The 17,353-nt window shown below is 44.2% G+C and carries 16 protein-coding genes; 12 read left to right on the top strand and 4 right to left on the bottom strand.

Annotated elements, in window-relative coordinates; translation table 11 throughout:
• The first annotated feature begins 420 nt into the window (after nucleotides 1-420).
• The 9 genes from GGD38_RS25115 (at nucleotide 421) to argH (ending at nucleotide 9,333) form a co-directional block, all read left to right on the top strand.
• Nucleotides 421-1,089, top strand: coding sequence for a GNAT family N-acetyltransferase (locus GGD38_RS25115; RefSeq protein WP_375296848.1), 669 nt, complete (start codon nucleotides 421-423; stop codon nucleotides 1,087-1,089).
• A 17-nt stretch (nucleotides 1,090-1,106) separates the two neighbouring features.
• Nucleotides 1,107-2,309, top strand: coding sequence for an argininosuccinate synthase (locus GGD38_RS25110; RefSeq protein ID WP_375296849.1), 1,203 nt, complete (start codon nucleotides 1,107-1,109; stop codon nucleotides 2,307-2,309).
• Between the two features lie 80 nt (nucleotides 2,310-2,389).
• A complete protein-coding gene (gene argC, locus GGD38_RS25105; RefSeq protein WP_375296850.1) occupies nucleotides 2,390-3,406 on the top strand; it encodes an N-acetyl-gamma-glutamyl-phosphate reductase in 1,017 nt (338 codons plus the stop codon).
• Nucleotides 3,407-3,448: 42 nt separating this feature from the next.
• On the top strand, nucleotides 3,449-4,594 hold the full coding sequence (locus tag GGD38_RS25100) for an aspartate aminotransferase family protein (RefSeq protein WP_375296851.1): 1,146 nt from the start codon (nucleotides 3,449-3,451) through the stop codon (nucleotides 4,592-4,594).
• Between the two features lie 74 nt (nucleotides 4,595-4,668).
• Complete coding sequence (locus tag GGD38_RS25095; RefSeq protein ID WP_375296852.1) at nucleotides 4,669-5,640, top strand: acetylornithine carbamoyltransferase; 972 nt, start codon at nucleotides 4,669-4,671, stop codon at nucleotides 5,638-5,640.
• 11 nt (nucleotides 5,641-5,651) lie between these two features.
• Entirely contained in the window at nucleotides 5,652-6,434 is a 783-nt protein-coding gene (gene argB / locus GGD38_RS25090; protein WP_375296853.1) for an acetylglutamate kinase, read from the top strand.
• Complete coding sequence (locus tag GGD38_RS25085) at nucleotides 6,431-7,504, top strand: M20 family metallo-hydrolase (RefSeq protein WP_375296854.1); 1,074 nt, start codon at nucleotides 6,431-6,433, stop codon at nucleotides 7,502-7,504. The genes argB and GGD38_RS25085 overlap by 4 nt, the downstream gene beginning before the upstream one ends.
• Before the next feature lie 89 nt (nucleotides 7,505-7,593).
• Nucleotides 7,594-7,971 (top strand): four helix bundle protein, encoded by a 378-nt coding sequence (locus GGD38_RS25080; RefSeq protein WP_375296855.1) that lies wholly within the window; start codon nucleotides 7,594-7,596, stop codon nucleotides 7,969-7,971.
• Between the two features lie 63 nt (nucleotides 7,972-8,034).
• The gene (argH, locus tag GGD38_RS25075; protein WP_375296856.1) at nucleotides 8,035-9,333 is read left to right on the top strand and encodes an argininosuccinate lyase; all 1,299 of its coding nucleotides are present in this window, start codon (nucleotides 8,035-8,037) and stop codon (nucleotides 9,331-9,333) included.
• 126 nt (nucleotides 9,334-9,459) lie between these two features.
• Here the strand turns inward: argH and GGD38_RS25070 are convergent, their stop codons facing one another.
• From GGD38_RS25070 to GGD38_RS25060, 3 genes are all read right to left on the bottom strand, one after another.
• Complete coding sequence (locus GGD38_RS25070) at nucleotides 9,460-10,749, bottom strand: M28 family peptidase (protein WP_375296857.1); 1,290 nt, start codon at nucleotides 10,747-10,749, stop codon at nucleotides 9,460-9,462.
• 91 nt (nucleotides 10,750-10,840) lie between these two features.
• Nucleotides 10,841-11,575 (bottom strand): LytTR family DNA-binding domain-containing protein, encoded by a 735-nt coding sequence (locus GGD38_RS25065; RefSeq protein ID WP_207625781.1) that lies wholly within the window; start codon nucleotides 11,573-11,575, stop codon nucleotides 10,841-10,843.
• Nucleotides 11,576-11,584: 9 nt separating this feature from the next.
• Nucleotides 11,585-12,640 (bottom strand): sensor histidine kinase, encoded by a 1,056-nt coding sequence (locus tag GGD38_RS25060; protein ID WP_375296858.1) that lies wholly within the window; start codon nucleotides 12,638-12,640, stop codon nucleotides 11,585-11,587.
• A 242-nt stretch (nucleotides 12,641-12,882) separates the two neighbouring features.
• Between GGD38_RS25060 and dxs the strand changes: the two genes are divergently transcribed.
• From dxs to GGD38_RS25045, 3 genes are all read left to right on the top strand, one after another.
• Complete coding sequence (dxs, locus tag GGD38_RS25055) at nucleotides 12,883-14,814, top strand: 1-deoxy-D-xylulose-5-phosphate synthase (protein ID WP_375296859.1); 1,932 nt, start codon at nucleotides 12,883-12,885, stop codon at nucleotides 14,812-14,814.
• Between the two features lie 98 nt (nucleotides 14,815-14,912).
• On the top strand, nucleotides 14,913-15,497 hold the full coding sequence (locus tag GGD38_RS25050) for a murein L,D-transpeptidase catalytic domain-containing protein (RefSeq protein ID WP_375296860.1): 585 nt from the start codon (nucleotides 14,913-14,915) through the stop codon (nucleotides 15,495-15,497).
• 74 nt (nucleotides 15,498-15,571) lie between these two features.
• Nucleotides 15,572-16,210: a murein L,D-transpeptidase catalytic domain-containing protein gene (locus GGD38_RS25045; RefSeq protein ID WP_375296861.1), complete on the top strand. Its 639-nt coding sequence runs from the start codon at nucleotides 15,572-15,574 to the stop codon at nucleotides 16,208-16,210.
• A gap of 39 nt (nucleotides 16,211-16,249) precedes the next feature.
• Here the strand turns inward: GGD38_RS25045 and GGD38_RS25040 are convergent, their stop codons facing one another.
• Nucleotides 16,250-17,083 (bottom strand): segregation and condensation protein A, encoded by an 834-nt coding sequence (locus tag GGD38_RS25040; RefSeq protein WP_375296862.1) that lies wholly within the window; start codon nucleotides 17,081-17,083, stop codon nucleotides 16,250-16,252.
• Nucleotides 17,084-17,353: the final 270 nt, after the last annotated feature.

Below are 17,353 nucleotides of genomic sequence, written 5' to 3'. Positions count from 1 at the left end.
TTTACACTAAAAATCCCCACTATTATTAAAAAAGTGTTTTTCTTTGCGGTGACAAAAACATTGAATTAAAAGCATACCCGTCTAAAATGCAAAAAAATCTCACCATAATACTCGCTGATGTAGTCGCGCAAAGCGTGATTACTATAGTGCGTGGGGTTTTTCCTGTACGTCTCAGTACAGTTTTTTTCTTCCAACCTATCCCCGTAAGGGTGCGACGTTGATACTTACGTTACCATACAGCATGTATTGTAGTGACCGGAATGGCAATTCCTCTAAAAAGCCAATTTCCCGGGCACAATGTTTTAAGCCGTTGCATTTTTCACATTTAGCCTTGTTTCAAAAATGGAAACCCAACATCAATTTCAGGTTATTGTAGCTAACGAATCACACCTCAGCTTTGCCCAAATCATATGCGATGAAATGGCCGCGAGCGCGAAAGCCCGTGGAACTGGTATAGCAAAACGTTCGCCCGAGTATATACAACAGAAGATGCGTGAAGGCAAAGCGGTGATCGCCTTTAACCAGGATGGCATCTGGGCTGGCTTTTGTTATATCGAAACATGGAGCCATGGCGAATATGTGGCCAACTCGGGCCTCATTGTATCGCCTAACTTCCGCAAAGGCGGTTTGGCAAAAGCTATTAAGAAAAAGATATTCGAGCTTAGCCGGTTAACATATCCCGACTCAAAGATATTCGGTCTTACTACCGGGCTTGCTGTTATGAAAATAAACAGCGACCTGGGCTATGAGCCCGTAACTTATTCAGAGCTTACACAGGATGAAGCGTTTTGGGCTGGTTGTAAAAGCTGTGTGAACTATGAGATACTCATGAGCAAAGAGCGTAAGAACTGTTTGTGCACAGCTATGCTGTACGATCCAAAAGATCACTACGAGCCACAGGAGACCAAAGAGTTCTTCGAAGAAAAGAAAAGCGTTTTCGAACGCATGTTACGTATAAAACAATGGAAATTGCTGAGGCCCTTCTTTAAAGACGATAAAGACTCGCAGAGCAATACCAAAGACAAAGACGCTTCTGGCGGTGGCGCCGGCAAGATCAAATCCTTTTTTCACTACTTTTTTAATTTCTAAAAACAATTTCTGCGAAGATGGCAAAGAAAGTTGTACTCGGTTTCAGCGGTGGATTAGACACTACATTTTGTGTTAAATACCTGAGCGAAGATCAGGGTTACGAAGTGCATAGCATTATTGTAAATACCGGTGGCTTCACCGATGAGGAGTTGAAAAAAATTGAAGAGCACGCTTATAACCTGGGTGTAAAAACACATACCACGGTTAATGCCATAAAAGGATATTACGATCGCATTATAAAATACCTCATTTACGGAAACGTGTTAAAGAACAACACGTATCCATTAAGTGTAAGTGCCGAGCGTTTGAGCCAGGCCCTGCATATTGCAGAACACGCCCAAAAGCTGAAAGCCGATGCAGTTGCCCATGGCAGCACCGGCGCCGGTAACGACCAGGTTCGTTTTGATATGGTGTTCCATATTCTCATTCCCGGTGTTGAGATCATTACCCCCATCCGCGATCTGAAGCTGAGCCGCGAAGCAGAAATTGAATACCTGAAAGGCAAAGGCGTTAACATGAACTTCGCCAAAGCCGTTTATTCAATAAACAAAGGCTTATGGGGAACCAGCGTTGGCGGTAAAGAAACACTTTCTTCAAAAGGTATGTTACCCGAAGAAGCATGGCCAACACAGGTTACCAAAACAGGTAGTGAAGAAGTAAAACTCCACTTTGAAAAAGGTGAACTGAAAACAGTTAACGATAAATCATTTGCTCACCCCAGCGAAGCCATTCAGTACCTGCAAACCATTGCCGGTGCCTATGGCGTTGGAAGAGATATACACGTAGGCGATACCATCATAGGTATTAAAGGCCGCGTTGGTTTTGAAGCTGCTGCTCCCATGGTGATCTTAAAAGCACACCATGCCCTGGAAAAGCACGTGCTTACCAAATGGCAGCTTAACTGGAAAGACCAGCTGGCACAATTCTACGGCAACTGGTTACATGAAGGCCAGATCATGGACCCCGTAATGCGCGACATTGAAGCTTACCTCGAGAACAGCCAGGCACACGTAACCGGCGATGTATTTGTTCACCTGCAACCCTATCGCTTTCAGATAATAGGTATTGAATCAAGCTATGACCTCATGAGCAGCAAGTTTGGCAAATACGGTGAAATGAATACCGGCTTTACTGGTGAAGACGTACGTGGGTTCAGCAAGATCTTTGGTAACCAGACCTCGATCTATAATTCGGTGAAAGAAGAGAATGAGAAGAAGTAGTTAACGAGGAGTTGAAAAGTGGTGAGTCCATGAAACTAGGGCGCTATTGCCGATTCCCGTTTCACGTAATAATGAATGTTATGAGTCAAAAAATAAAAGTAGGCATTATTGGGGGCGCCGGATATACCGGCGGTGAGTTGCTCAGGTTGCTGATCAACCACCCCCATGTAGATATTGCCTTTGTAAATAGTAAAAGCAATACCGGCAATCCTGTTTACCAGGTTCATGCCGATCTTATAGGTGAAACCGAACTTACATTCAATGATGATCTTTCGCCTTTACAGGATGGAAGCATTGATGTATTGTTTCTTTGTGTAGGCCATGGCGATGCACGTAAATTCTTAACTGAGTATACTGTAAATGACAAGATCAGGATCATTGACCTGTCGCAGGATTTCAGGCTGAGTGCAAAATCATCGATCGGCAACCGCCAGTTTGTATATGGCTTGCCCGAGTTAAATAAGGAAGCTATAAAGACAGCGCAGAACATTGCCAACCCGGGTTGTTTTGCTACAAGTATTCAACTGGGTTTATTGCCACTGGCAAAAGCCGGTTTACTTACATCTGTTTATACTACCGGCATTACGGGTTCAACCGGGGCCGGCCAGGGTTTATCGGGCACCTCACACTTCTCATGGCGCGCCAATAATATTCAGGCCTATAAAACTTTAACGCATCAGCATTTAAAAGAAATAACACAGTCGCTGCACCAACTGCAGCCATCGTTTACCTCAGCAACTGATGGCGTGTCTGAAGCATTGAACTTTATACCATGGCGGGGCGATTTTACCCGCGGTATTTTCATTAGCTCACTGGTTGATTGCGACTGGAAGCTTGACCAGCTTACAGAACTGTATGCTGACTTCTATAAAGACGCACCATTCACCACGCTGAGCCAAACCGAGATCTTTTTAAAACAGGTGGTGAATACCAATAAATGTATCATTCAACTGGAGAAGGTAGGCAGCAAGCTGGTGGTACATAGCGCCATCGATAACCTTACCAAAGGTGCTTCGGGCCAGGCAGTGCAGAATATGAATTTGATCTTTGGGTTAGATGAGAGTGCGGGCCTTAAGTTGAAAGCGAACTATTTTTAATCATATGCGGAGCGGGCAACCGCCAGTTAAACCTTTAGTACAATGAAGCTTTTTGATGTTTATCCAATTAACAACATCGCCATCGAAAAAGCCAAAGGCTCTTACGTTTGGGATGACAAAGGGGAACAATACCTTGACCTGTATGGCGGTCATGCGGTAATTTCTATTGGCCATACCCATCCGCACTATGTAGAACGAATTACCAACCAGTTAAATAAAGTAGGCTTCTATTCCAATTCGGTTAAAATGCCGTTGCAGGATGAGCTTGCTGAAAAGCTGGGTAAGGTAAGCGGCAAACCCGACTATCAGTTATTTCTGATAAGCTCAGGTGCCGAAGCCAACGAAAACGCATTAAAGCTGGCCTCTTTTCATAATGGCCGCAAAAAGATAATAGCATTTAAAAAAGCCTTCCACGGACGTACATCCCTGGCTGTTGCTGCCACCGACAATCCATCTATTGTAGCGCCGGTGAACCAAACATCGAATGTAATTTTTCTTCCCTTCAATGACGTGGCTGCGCTTGAAGCCTGCTTCGCAGAACAGGGACCAGAAATTTCATCGGTGATCATCGAAGGCATACAGGGCGTGGGCGGCATCAATGTAGCCAGCGAGTTGTTTTTACAAACCATCAGACGCCTGTGCGATCAGCATGGCGCCGTATACATTGCCGACAGCGTGCAATGCGGCTATGGCAGAAGCGGTAAATTCTTCTCACACGACTATGCCGGTGTTAATGCAGACATTTACACCATGGCAAAAGGTATGGGCAACGGCTTTCCTGTTGCCGGTATAATAATTGCTCCGCACCTGCAGGCAAAACACGGAATGCTGGGCACCACTTTCGGTGGTAACCACCTGGCATGCGCAGCTGCACTGGCGGTACTGGAAGTAATAGAAAAAGACAACCTGATGCAGAATGCTGCCGAAGTTGGTCAATACCTGGTAGATGAGCTGAAGAAGATACCACAATTACAAAACGTTCGCGGCCGGGGATTGATGATCGGCTTTGACGTTCCCGAACAATTCAAAGATCTGCGTAAGAACCTGCTGTGGAAACACAAGATCTTTACCGGCGAGGCCAAACCTAATGTGATCAGGCTGCTGCCTTCACTGGCCTTACGTAAAAGCGATGTAGATCAGTTACTGGAAGCCATCAAAGAAGAAATTCAGGTTGGCGCCGAAGCATAAATTATAAAAGGGTGAGCAAAGGCTCACCCTTCACTATATTTCTTTCATCATTTAAATTCCTCCCCGCTAAAGGCATGAAAAATTTTACAAGTGTGCACGATGTGCCGCAGATAGATGCACTGGTAAAAAAAGCGCTGGCATACAAAGCCGATCGTTTTAAAGATAAAACATTGGGAGCCGGCAAGCGCATTGGTTTGTTATTTCTGAACCCCAGTATGCGCACGCGCCTTAGCACCCAAATAGCCGCCCAAAACCTGGGTATGGAGCCTATTGTATTTAACGTAGGTCAGGAAGGCTGGGCCCTGGAATTTGAAGATGAAGCCATCATGAGCGGCAGCACTGTAGAGCACGTAAAAGATGCCGCGCCCATTATGGGTAACTATTTTGATATTCTGGCCATTCGTACGTTCCCTTCATTAAAGAACCGCGACGACGACTATAGCGAGCTTTATATAAAACAGTTCATTAAATACGCCGGCATTCCGGTGGTGAGTTTGGAAAGCGCTACCCTGCACCCACTGCAGAGCTTAACCGACATCATTACCATCAATGAAAGCTTACAGGCTAATCCCCTGCCCGCTGGTAAAAAACCTAAGATCGTTTTAACCTGGGCACCACACGTAAAACCATTACCACAATGCGTAGCCAATAGTTTTTCACAATGGGTGAATGCCTGGGGTAAGGCCGACTTTGTGATCACACACCCTGAAGATTATGAACTGGACGAACAATTCACCAAGGGCGCTACCATTACCCACGATCAGAACGCCGCTTTAAAAGATGCCGATTTTGTTTATGTGAAGAACTGGAGCACTTTTAAAGATTACGGTAAGATCTATAATAACGATCCTGAGTGGATGCTCAACAATAAAAAACTCGAGCTTACCAACAATGCCAAAGTAATGCACTGTTTACCGGTAAGACGTAATGTTGAATTGAGTGATGAAATACTCGACGGCCCCAACAGCATTGTTACACAGGAAGCCTCGAACCGTATTTGGGCAGCTCAGGCCGTACTGAGTGAAATACTAGCATCTCAAAAATAAACAAGCAACCAGTGTCAGCATTATATGTTGTTAAGATAGGCGGTAACATTATCGACGATGAAAAAAAGTTATCGTCTTTTCTGAAAGATTTTGCAGCAGTAAAAGGCCATAAGATACTAATCCATGGCGGTGGTAAACTGGCCACCAAACTGGCTGAGCAAATGAACATTCCGCAACAAATGATCGACGGCCGCCGAATCACTGATGCCGAAACGCTGAAGATAGTGACCATGGTGTACGCCGGTTATATAAATAAAAACATTGTGGCGCAACTGCAGGCAAACAACTGCAACGCCATTGGCCTAAGCGGCGCCGACGGAAATGTAATACTTGCACATAAAAGAAACCACCCTACTATTGATTATGGTTTTGCCGGCGATGTAGATGCTGTAAATACCAGCCTGCTCAAAAGCATCATCGACCAACAGATAGCTGTGGTAATGGCGCCCATCACCCACGATCAAAAAGGACAATTGCTAAATACCAATGCCGATACCATTGCCCAGGAAGTGGCCAATGCATTGAGCACGGTGTACGATGTGCAATTGATCTATTCATTTGAAAAAAGCGGTGTGTTGCTCGATGCCAACGACGATAGCACAGTTATTCCATCCATTGACCCGGCTTACTACCAGCAATTGAAATCAGAACAAAAGATATTCGCCGGCATGATCCCCAAGTTGGATAATGCATTTGCCGCGCTGAACCGTGGAGTAAAGAAAGTGATCATTGGCAAGGCTGAACAGTTAACCGATCTCATCACCGGCAAGTCCGGTACAAGCATTGTAGCATGAGTAAAACGAACTTACATACACTGCAACAGAGCGCTATTGAGTTACTGAAGCAGTTAATAACCACACCTTCTTTCAGCAAAGAAGAAGATAAGACAGCTGATATCCTAAAGTCATTCCTCGAAAAGCACGGCGTACCGGCAAAGACCGTTAAACACAACGTATACGCCCGTAATGCGCATTTCGACGACAGCAAACCCACCATCTTACTGAATTCGCACCACGATACGGTAAAACCCAATAAGAACTATACGCTCGATCCGTTTACCCCAATTGAAAAAGAGGGTAAGTTATTCGGCCTGGGTAGCAATGATGCCGGTGGTCCGCTGGTAGCTTTAATAGCCACTTTCCTGTATTTCAATAATCACCCCAACCTGAAATACAATGTAGTGCTGGCCGCTTCGGCCGAAGAAGAGATCAGTGGCAAAGATGGCATTGAATTGGTTTTGCCCCACCTGGGTAAAATTGATTGCGCTATAGTAGGCGAACCTACTCAAATGCAAATGGCCGTTGCCGAACGCGGTCTTATGGTGCTTGATTGTGTAGCACAGGGTAAAGCCGGACATGCGGCCCGCAATGAAGGCGAGAACAGTATATACAAAGCATTAAAAGACATAGAGTGGTTTCAAAGCTACCAGTTCCCTAAAGTTAGTGACCTGCTGGGACCGGTAAAAATGAGTGTAACTGTTATTGAAACCGATAACAAAGCCCATAACGTGGTGCCTGCGCAATGTAAGTTTGTCGTTGACACCCGTGTTAACGAGCTGTATACGTTTGAAGATATTCTGGAAACCATTCACAAGCATGTGCAGTGCGAAGTAGCGCCACGCAGCACGCGTTTGCGCTCTACCTCTATTGCCCTCGATCATCCATTGGTGCAATCAGGTGTTGCATTGGGAAGAACCTACTACGGCTCCCCTACCACTTCTGATAAAGCCTTAATGCCCTTTCAGGCGTTGAAGATGGGCCCTGGCGACTCAGCCCGCAGCCATACTGCCGATGAGTATATTTATATAAATGAAGTGACTGAGGGGATAGAGTTGTATGTGAAGTTGTTAGAGAAGGTTCTTTAGGTTCCCGGTTACCTGTTACCAGTTACCGGGAATACAAAAATGGTTAATGACTTTGATTAGAGTGGATTTTATAATAAAAAACACTCTATATGTCAAGTTACCGCGAATTAGAGATTTATAATGAGTCTAAAAGACTTGCTATTGAGGTTCATAAAATGACAATGGCCTTGCCCAAGTATGAGTTATTTGAAGAAGGTAGCCAGATAAGACGTTCCTCTAAATCAGTAACTTCAATGATTGTAGAGGGGTACGGACGAAGAAGATATAAAGCTGATTTTATAAAACACTTGATATTTTCTCAATCAGAATGTGATGAAACAATAGTACATCTGGATTTTTTATTTACAACAAAGTCTCTCAGCGACGCTGAGCTATATAAAAAACTGAGAAGCGATTACGACCTGTTAAGTAAAAGGATCAATAAATATATTCAGTGGGTTGAATCGAATCTTAATGAATTTAATTAATAAACCCTGGAGACTGGTAGCCTGCCTGGCAACCGGAACCTGGTAACCGGAAACTGAGTCATTATGAAACTTTGGAGCAAAGAAACCACCAATACATCCCAACTCGTTGAAACCTTCACAGTTGGTCGCGATAAAGAGTTTGACATTCTATTGGCCAAATACGACGTACAGGGTTCTATGGCGCATGTTCGCATGCTGGGCGAAGTAGGTTTAATGTCGGAAGAAGAAGCTGATATTGCCATAAAAGGACTTGAAGAAATTGCCGCCGATATAGAACATGGCCGCTTTAAAATTGAAGAAGGCATTGAAGATGTTCACTCCCAGGTTGAATTTATTCTTACCCAACGTATTGGTGAAGCCGGTAAAAAAATTCATAGCGGCCGCAGCCGTAACGACCAGGTTGCAGTTGATATAAAACTATACCTGCGTGCAGAGGTGCTGGCAATAAAGGAAGAAGTAAAAACAACCTTCGACCTGCTGATAGATCAAAGCGAGAAATTTAAAGATCACCTGTTACCAGGTTATACGCACCTGCAAATAGCTATGCCTTCTTCATTTGGTTTATGGCTGGGTGCTTATGCCGAAAGCCTTACCGATGATATGGAGTTGCTGGCCGCCGCTTACCAGGTAGCCAATAAAAATCCATTGGGCAGTGGCGCCGGTTATGGTTCATCCTTCCCGCTGAACAGAAAACGCACAACCGAATTGTTAGGTTTTAAAACCCTTAACTGGAACTCGGTATATGCACAAATGAGCCGCGGTAAAACAGAAAAAGTAATAGGTACTGCATTGGCTGGTATTGCCGGCTCTATTGGCCGCCTGGCTATGGATGCCTGCCTGTATATAAATCAGAACTTTGGTTTTATTTCTTTCCCCAGCGAACTGACCACCGGCAGCAGTATTATGCCGCATAAAAAGAACCCCGACGTGTTTGAGCTTATTCGTGCCAAATGCAATCGCATACAATCTGTGCCCAACGAGTTAACCTTATTGCTGGCCAATTTGCCTTCGGGTTATCATCGCGATCTGCAACTCACAAAAGAGATATTATTCCCTGCCATTGAAGAGTTAAAAGCCTGTTTGCAAATGACCCGGTTAATGTTGCAGAACCTGTCGGTTACCAGCAATATACTGGATGATGAAAAATACAAATACCTCTTTAGTGTAGAAGCGGTGAATGAACTGGTGAACAAAGGCGTTCCCTTCCGCGAAGCATATAAAGAAGTAGGCAATCAAATTGAAAAAGGAGAATTCAATTTCGACTATAAACAACAATTGCACCACGTGCATGAAGGAAGCCTGGGTAATCTTTGTAATAAAGAAATTACCGGAGTGATGAATAGGGTATTGGAGAAGTTTTAGAGCAGTTACAGGTTACAGGTTGCATGTTACAGGGAAATAAAATCGGTCAGCATGCCAGCAATCAGGCTTCTGAAAATTAAGTCCCTGCAACTTGTAACATGTAACCTGCAACGGTCTTTTAAAATACTATCGCTTCAAACTATCAGCAGTTACCCTCGTAGGAGTATCTTTCCCCGCAACGATCGAAGTAGAACTAATGGCAATGGCCTTTATGATGGCCGCCATGTTATTCATATCGAGTGTTTCTATTTCATCTTCCTGTGTATGATAGAATTTTTCGCTATCCATTTTTGAAGTAGAAATGGTGTGCGCCGGTACACCCAGTCTTGCCAGGGTAGCATTATCGCTTCGGTAAAACAGCTGCTGCGCAGGATACGGATCTGCATAGAATTTAAAACCGGTATTTGCCAGGTTCTTTTCTAAGATCTGTCCCATATTGGTTTTCTCGTAACCGGTAATATATGCAGAGTTAGTACCCCATTTGCTTTCGGTACCTATCATTTCAATATTGAACATGGCCATTACCTGTTCGGGTTTATACTGTTGCGAAAAATAGGTAGACCCAAACCCGCCGCTTTCCTCCGCAGTAAAAGCTACAAAGATGAGCGTACGCTCGTTGTTCTTTTGCCTGGCAAAATAATTGGCCAGCATGATAACGGCAGTGGTACCAGCCGCATCGTCGTTGGCGCCATTATAAATGCTATCGCCATCAGCATTCGGTTTACCAATACCCAGGTGATCGTAGTGCCCTGAGAAAATAACGTACTCATCTTTCTTTGACTTACCAGGCAGTACCCCCACTACATTCTTAAGTGGCATTGCAGTAATTGATTGTTTCACCTGTATTGAATATTCGCCCGCTTCTTCATTAGCCAATACCAATACAATATTAAATTTGGGCGAAAACATGTTACGGGGTCTTTTAAAGAACCGGGTAAAAATATTCCGGTTCGCAGTATCAACCATCAACAGGTAATTACCGCCTTCATGTTCAATACGGTTTACCAACATGGCCAATGTATCTCTACTCTTAACAACCTTCATTTGGTAACCCGTTGCCTGGGTAATTGTCAATTCCTCCTGACCACTTATAACAGCAATATCATCGGGGTTCAGCGGTTTACCATTTACCACACCTTTTGCAGAAACAAAACTGGTACGCAGCATGGCAAACTCCTGCAAATACGAATCGCCGGCAACGGGTTGTAATTTGGCTTTTTTGAACTCGTCGGCAATAAACCCAGCGGCTTTGTCTATGCCCGGTGTATAGATCTTACGGCCGCTCATATCGTCGGCGCTCAGTACGCGTTCAATGCGTTCAACCTCTTTAGCGTTGATGATCTTATCAATAGATTGGGCCTCACAAAAAACACCTTGCAGAGCAAGCAGTGAAAGGACAAAGTAGCGCTTAACCATGGGTTTTGAATTTTTGTAGATAAGACAACAATGCCACGGTTGTTCTTTTAAACAGATCAATAACCGTGGCATTGCCCTTTATTAATTGAATTTATAAACTCATCATTTCTTTAAACTTCACCGTTTGGCGGCGGCTCACTTCTATCTTCTCGCCTCCTTTTAATTCCAGTAACAACCCGCCATTAAAATAAGGTTCAATTTTATCAATCAACCGCAGGTTCACTATATGTTTGCGGTTAGCCCTGAAGAAAGTTTTCTCATCGAGCCTTTCTTCCAGGGCATTCAGTGATTTTAAAATAAGTGGCTTGTTGGGACCAAAGTAAACCTTTGCATAGTTGCCTACACTTTCAAACAAGCGAATGTCCGAAAGCTTTACAAACCAGCAACGCTCGCCGTCTTTTACAAACACCTGATCGTTCTCGCTTAATATGCTGCGGTTAAAATTCACGGGCACCATAGGCCCCTGCTCCCGCTCTTCCTGCAGGTGTAGTTTTTGAATAGCATCGGCCAGGCGTTTGGGCTCTACCGGTTTTAACAGGTAGTCGAGCGCATTTACTTCAAATGCCTTCAATGCATATTCATCGTATGCTGTGGTAAAAATAACATGCGGGGCTTTGTCAAGTTCCGATAACATATCGAAACCGGTTTTGCCTGGCATTTGTATATCAAGAAAGATCAGATCGGGATTTATATTCTCTATTTTTTCAACGCCTTCACCGGCATTGCTGGCTTCGGCCACTACTTCAATTTCAGGGAAATCCATAAGCAGTTTTCGCAGCTCACTACGTGCCAGCCGTTCGTCATCAATAATAATGGCTTTGATCATAAACTGGTTTTATTTTATTTCAACAGGGATCAATATACGGGCTTCTACCAGATCAGATCCCACTTGCTTTATTTCAAAATTAGCTTTTTCGCCAAATAATAATTGCAACCGGTTCTTTGTACTGAACAAACCAAAACCATCGCCTTCCTGAATATGTCCGTTCAGGTAACCGGTGTTCAGCACTACCAGCTCGTGATAGTTCTCTTTAAAATCTGACACTACTTTCACAACCCCGCCGCTTATTTGTTTTCCTATGCCATGTTTGATGGCATTCTCTACCAGCGTTTGCAGCATCATTGGCGGCACCGGTTGATCGAGGGTATCTTCGTCTATCTGATATTCGATTTTAAGGCGGTCTTCAAAGCGTATATACTCCAGCGCCAGGTAATCCTTAACTATGTCAAGCTCTTTTTCAAAGGGCACTGTTTCCACTTTCTCTGCCTGCATACTACTGCGCAAAATATTACTGAGCTCGGTAATGGCATTACGGGCGCGGCCGGGATTTTCATCGATCAATGCACGAATGCTATTAAGGGCGTTAAAAATGAAATGTGGGTTAATGTGCGCTTTAATGGTCTTCAGCTCAAGTTCTTTTACCAGCGACTCAAGCCTGATCTTATCTAATTGCGCCTGCCGTGTTTTCAAAATATAATGATAGGCGAAGTAGATCATGTTCCAGATAAGAATGAACATAAAACAACCCATGGATGCCCGCATGATCTTATTCAACAATGAGATCGACTTTTGCCTGGGCGCTTCAATTTTCAACAACTGTTCGAGGGTGGTACCAATGGCCGAATACAATAGCGCAAACAGGATAGAAATAAAAATTATATAAAACACCTGTTCGTTCACCGGCTTATCAACGATCTTGTTTTTGCGTATAAAAAACCGCATCACATGCGTAACCACGAAGCCAATAATAGCCTCCACTACCAGCACATGGTAAATGTAAGGCGTTTCCTGGGTGCGCAGGGTCAGGTAGAAAAATATGAACAATACAATAAAGGCGCTCCAGCCTACGAACTGGCAAAGCCAGTAATATGGAATTCTCTTCTTCATCATGCTTGTTGGAACTATAACAAATCTAGGCAATTGGCCCGCTCTTATTGGGTAAATTGGATATATGGCCGTATAAATAGGTTACCGGCACTACAAAGTAGTGAAATTGTCAATAAATCGGCGTCCCTTTTTGTACTACCCTAAATATTCCCTAAGCCCGGCACGTTTTTTTGTTCTGTTAAAATCTGGCCAGTACTAGGGCTCACGATAGAAAGATGTATTTTTGTCGCTAAAATTTCAATTAAATGGACATCACACCCGGCCCATTGTTGACTACCATTAATTCCCCGGCCGATCTTAAACTATTGAGTAGAGAGCAGTTACACCAGGTGTGTGACGAATTGCGTCAATATATCATTGATGTGGTGAGTGTTCATGGCGGGCATTTTGCCGCCAGCCTGGGTGTGGTAGAGCTTACCGTAGCATTGCATTACATCTACAATACCCCGTACGATCAACTGGTGTGGGACGTAGGTCACCAGGCATATGGACACAAAATTATCACCGGCCGGCGCGATGAATTTCATACCAACCGTAAATACCACGGTCTTAGCGGTTTTCCCAAACGTAGCGAAAGTGAATATGACACATTTGGCGTAGGTCACTCTTCTACTTCCATTTCTGCCGCCCTGGGTATGGCCATGGCCGCCAAATATAAAGGCGAGAACCGTAAATCGGTTGCTGTAATTGGCGATGGCGCCCTTACCGCAGGCCTTGCATTTGAAGGCATGAACCATGCCGGCGTTGCCGATTCTGACGTACTCATTATCCTCAACGATAACTGTATGAGCATTGACCCCAACGTGGGTGCGCTGCGGGAATACCTAACCGATATTACCACCTCACATACATACAACCGCCTGAAGGACGATATTTGGAAGGCGCTGGGTAAATTACCTATTGGTAAGAACTTTAGCCGCGAAATGGCCAGCAAACTGGAACACAGTATAAAAGGGTTCATCAACAAAAGCAGTAACCTGTTCGAATCTTTAAAGCTGCGGTACTTTGGCCCTATCGATGGCAACAATATCACCAAGCTGGTTGATACCTTAAACGACCTGAAGAAAATTCCTGGTCCCAAATTATTGCACGTACTCACGGTAAAAGGCAAGGGCTATGCCCTGGCCGAAAAAGAACAAACCCTGTGGCATGCTCCCGGTTTATTCGACAAGATCACCGGTGAAATTTATAAAAAGAAATACGAAACACCGCAACCTCCCAAATACCAGGATGTATTTGGTCATACCCTGATTGAACTTGCTGAAAAGAACGATAAGATCTTTGGCGTTACACCTGCCATGCCTTCGGGTTCTTCGCTTAAGTTTATGATGGATAAAATGCCCGACCGCGCTTTTGACGTGGGCATTTGCGAACAGCATGCTGTAACCCTTAGCGCCGGTATGGCTACACAGGGCATGCGGGTGTTCTGTAACATTTACTCTTCATTTATGCAACGCGCCTACGACCAGGTAGTACATGATGTAGCTATTCAAAAGCTGCCGGTAGTACTTGTTCTCGACCGCGCGGGGCTTGTTGGCGAAGACGGCCCTACTCACCATGGCGCTTACGACATTGCATACATGCGTTGTATTCCCAACCTCATCATCAGTGCGCCCATGAATGAAAGCGAGCTGCGTAATCTTATGTATACATCCCAGCTCGATTCAATGGAGTTGCCCTTTGTGATCCGCTATCCACGCGGCCAGGGTGTGCTTCCTGAATGGAGAACACCTTTTGAAGAAATTCAAATTGGTAAGGGCAGAAAGATCAAGGACGGACAGGATATTGCCATTCTTACCATTGGCCACCCGGGTAACTTTGCTACCGCCGCCATTCGTGAATTAAAAACCGATGGACTGAACCCGGCGCATTATGATATGCGTTTTGTGAAACCACTCGATGAATCATTGCTGCACGAAGTGTTCAGCAAATACGACAAAGTAGTTACCGTAGAAGATGGAACTGTGACTGGTGGTTTTGGTAGCGCCATTCTTGAGTTTATGGCCGAACACAATTATAAAGCCGAAGTAAAAATATTAGGGATCCCCGATCGCATTGTTGAACATGGTTCACCTAAGGAACTTTATCATGAATGTCACTACGATGCGCAGGCTATTGCCGAAACAGTTCGCACTATGTTGAAGGGAAAAGTTACGGTAAGCCAGTTGATGGGATAAGATCAAACTTCAAATTATAAGAAGTCCCCGACGGTACCGTCGGGGATTTTTTTATAAGAATTCGGCTACAATTGCGTTTTTGTTTACAATCCTGTACCATGCAACGAATACTGTTCCTTTCTATCACCCTGCAGTGCTTTTTAACAGCCGGAGCCCTTTCAACCAAAACGTCACCGCCTAAACTGAAAGAACGTGCCCGATCATTACTGGCATATGCCAGGCAGCACGGTTATAATACCCATACCTGTTTTTTGATTGACATGAGTATTGAGCCGGGGAAGAAACGATTCTTTGTATATGACCTGCAAAAAGATTCTGTAATTGATTCAGGGCTGGTATCACATGGCGCATGCAATAGTAAGGGACTTGTTGTACGGCAATATGGGAATACCATGGGCTGCGGCTGCACCTCACTGGGAAAGTATAAGATAGGTACTTCGTACAAGGGTAAATATGGTTTGGCTTATAAACTACATGGGTTAGATGCTACAAACAGCAACGCCTTTAAGCGGCTCATCGTAATGCATGCACATTATTGTGTGCCTAATGAAGAAGTAAACCCCGAACCCATTTGCCAAAGCGATGGCTGCCCCATGGTGTCGGAAACATTACTGAAAAAGTTAGCCCTCATAATCGATCAATCAAAACAACCGTTGCTACTATCTATTTACGATTCCCTTTAACATTTTATTGGCTACACGTACATATGGAATACAGCGGTTGAAACGTCTTTTTGGCTAGCACAACCCTTTCCACCATGAAACGCATCATTCTCACTACACTCGCCGTGTTCCTTTGCTGTTTACTGGCAACCGCTGCCTGGTATTATTCAAAGATCAGGCGCAAAACACATCACACGGTAACTGATGTTTCGAACCGGAAATTATTAACGCGCCTTAACCTGCACGCCAAACCGCTACTTACCTATGCACAACAGCATGGCTATAATACCAATACCTGCTTTTTAGTAGATATGAGCATTGAATCGGGGAAGAACCGGTTCTTTATATATGATTTGAAAAATAACACGGTGTTAGATGCCGGTTTGGTAGCACATGGCCGTTGTAACCGGGATTGGCTTAAGGGCCGCCAGTATGGAAATGGAGTTGGCTGCGGCTGTACTTCACTGGGTAAATATAAAATAGGCAATCATTACAATGGTAAGTTCGGACTGGCCTATAAGTTACATGGGCTCGACTCAACAAACAGTAATGCCTTTAAGCGGTTTGTGGTATTGCATTCACATAGCTGTGTGCCTAATGGCGAAGTAGATCCATTACCTATTTGTCAAAGCGATGGCTGCCCTACGGTTTCGGGCTCATTTCTAACTAAGCTTGCTACTATTATTGATAAGTCGAAGCAACCTATGCTGTTGTTTACTTTCGATACTAATTAAAAGAAAAAAGTCCCGTTGTAACGGGACTCTTTTAAGATTTTATAAAACCGACTCGGGTGTTTGTCTTTCGGGATCATCGTCGCCGGGAGGAAGAATACCTGGTTGATTGGGATCAACATCCTGCTCCCAGTTCTCGTTCAACTCAACAATAAAGTTATTTCGGCCTTCGCTTACCATAATGGTCATGTACTTCATTTGAACCAGCTCCAACATGGAAAGGAAGATAAAGATGGCATGTATACGGTCCTGGCAAACATCGAACAGTTTTTCAAACGACATTACTTTTTCCTTCTTCATGGTTTCCAGGGCGTAGTGGCGGCTTTCTTCCATGGTGTAGTTATACTTTACCACGGTGTGTACCGGTTTCACATTACGCTGTTCCACTTTCTTCATTACCCTTTCAAATGTTTTCATCAATTTGAAAAGTGTAATGGTTTGAATTTCAGTTCCCTCACCACTCTCTTCGCCAATAGCGGCAATGTCTTTGGCCAGGTTGCCGCGGCGCACCATTAACATCCGGATGGCTTCCATTTCGGCCATCTTGGCCGAAGCTTCCTTAAAGCGTTTGTACTCAAGGATCTTGTCAACCAGTTCCTGACGGGGATCTATTTCATTACCCTGCGCATCCAGTTCTTTACGGGGCAGTAACATCCTGGCTTTGATACGCATAAGAGTAGACACGAACAGGATGAACTCGCTCGAAAGCTCGATGTTCAATTGTTCCTGCCCATGAATATATTCAAGGAAATCCTTAATGATATTGCTGATGGGAATATTGTAAATATCCAGTTCATCCCGCTCAATAAAGAACAGTAACAGGTCGAACGGACCTTCAAACTGCGGTAACTTGATCTGATACGATGGTTGACTCACTTGTTTCTATTTTTTCCTTCCTGCCGGCGGCGGGAGCCAACAAACCTACGCCAAAAAAACAATTGCAGAAAATCACAGGCTGCCTTCGGCCGATATTGTATATAAATTGTGAAAAGGAAGATTTTGACCAGTTTCCAGGTACCAGTTACCAGGCGCCAGGAAATACAAATACCAGCTGCTTTAGCCCCTGGTAACAGGAAACCGGCAACTGGTAACTGTTTAATTTTTTGGGAATGCTATTAATTTATACCGATTCCCCTGCCATACATA

It is taken from the genome of Niastella sp. OAS944, assembly GCA_024809215.1.
Classification (GTDB): domain Bacteria; phylum Bacteroidota; class Bacteroidia; order Chitinophagales; family Chitinophagaceae; genus Niastella.
This window is presented reverse-complemented; position numbering and strand designations above follow the sequence as displayed.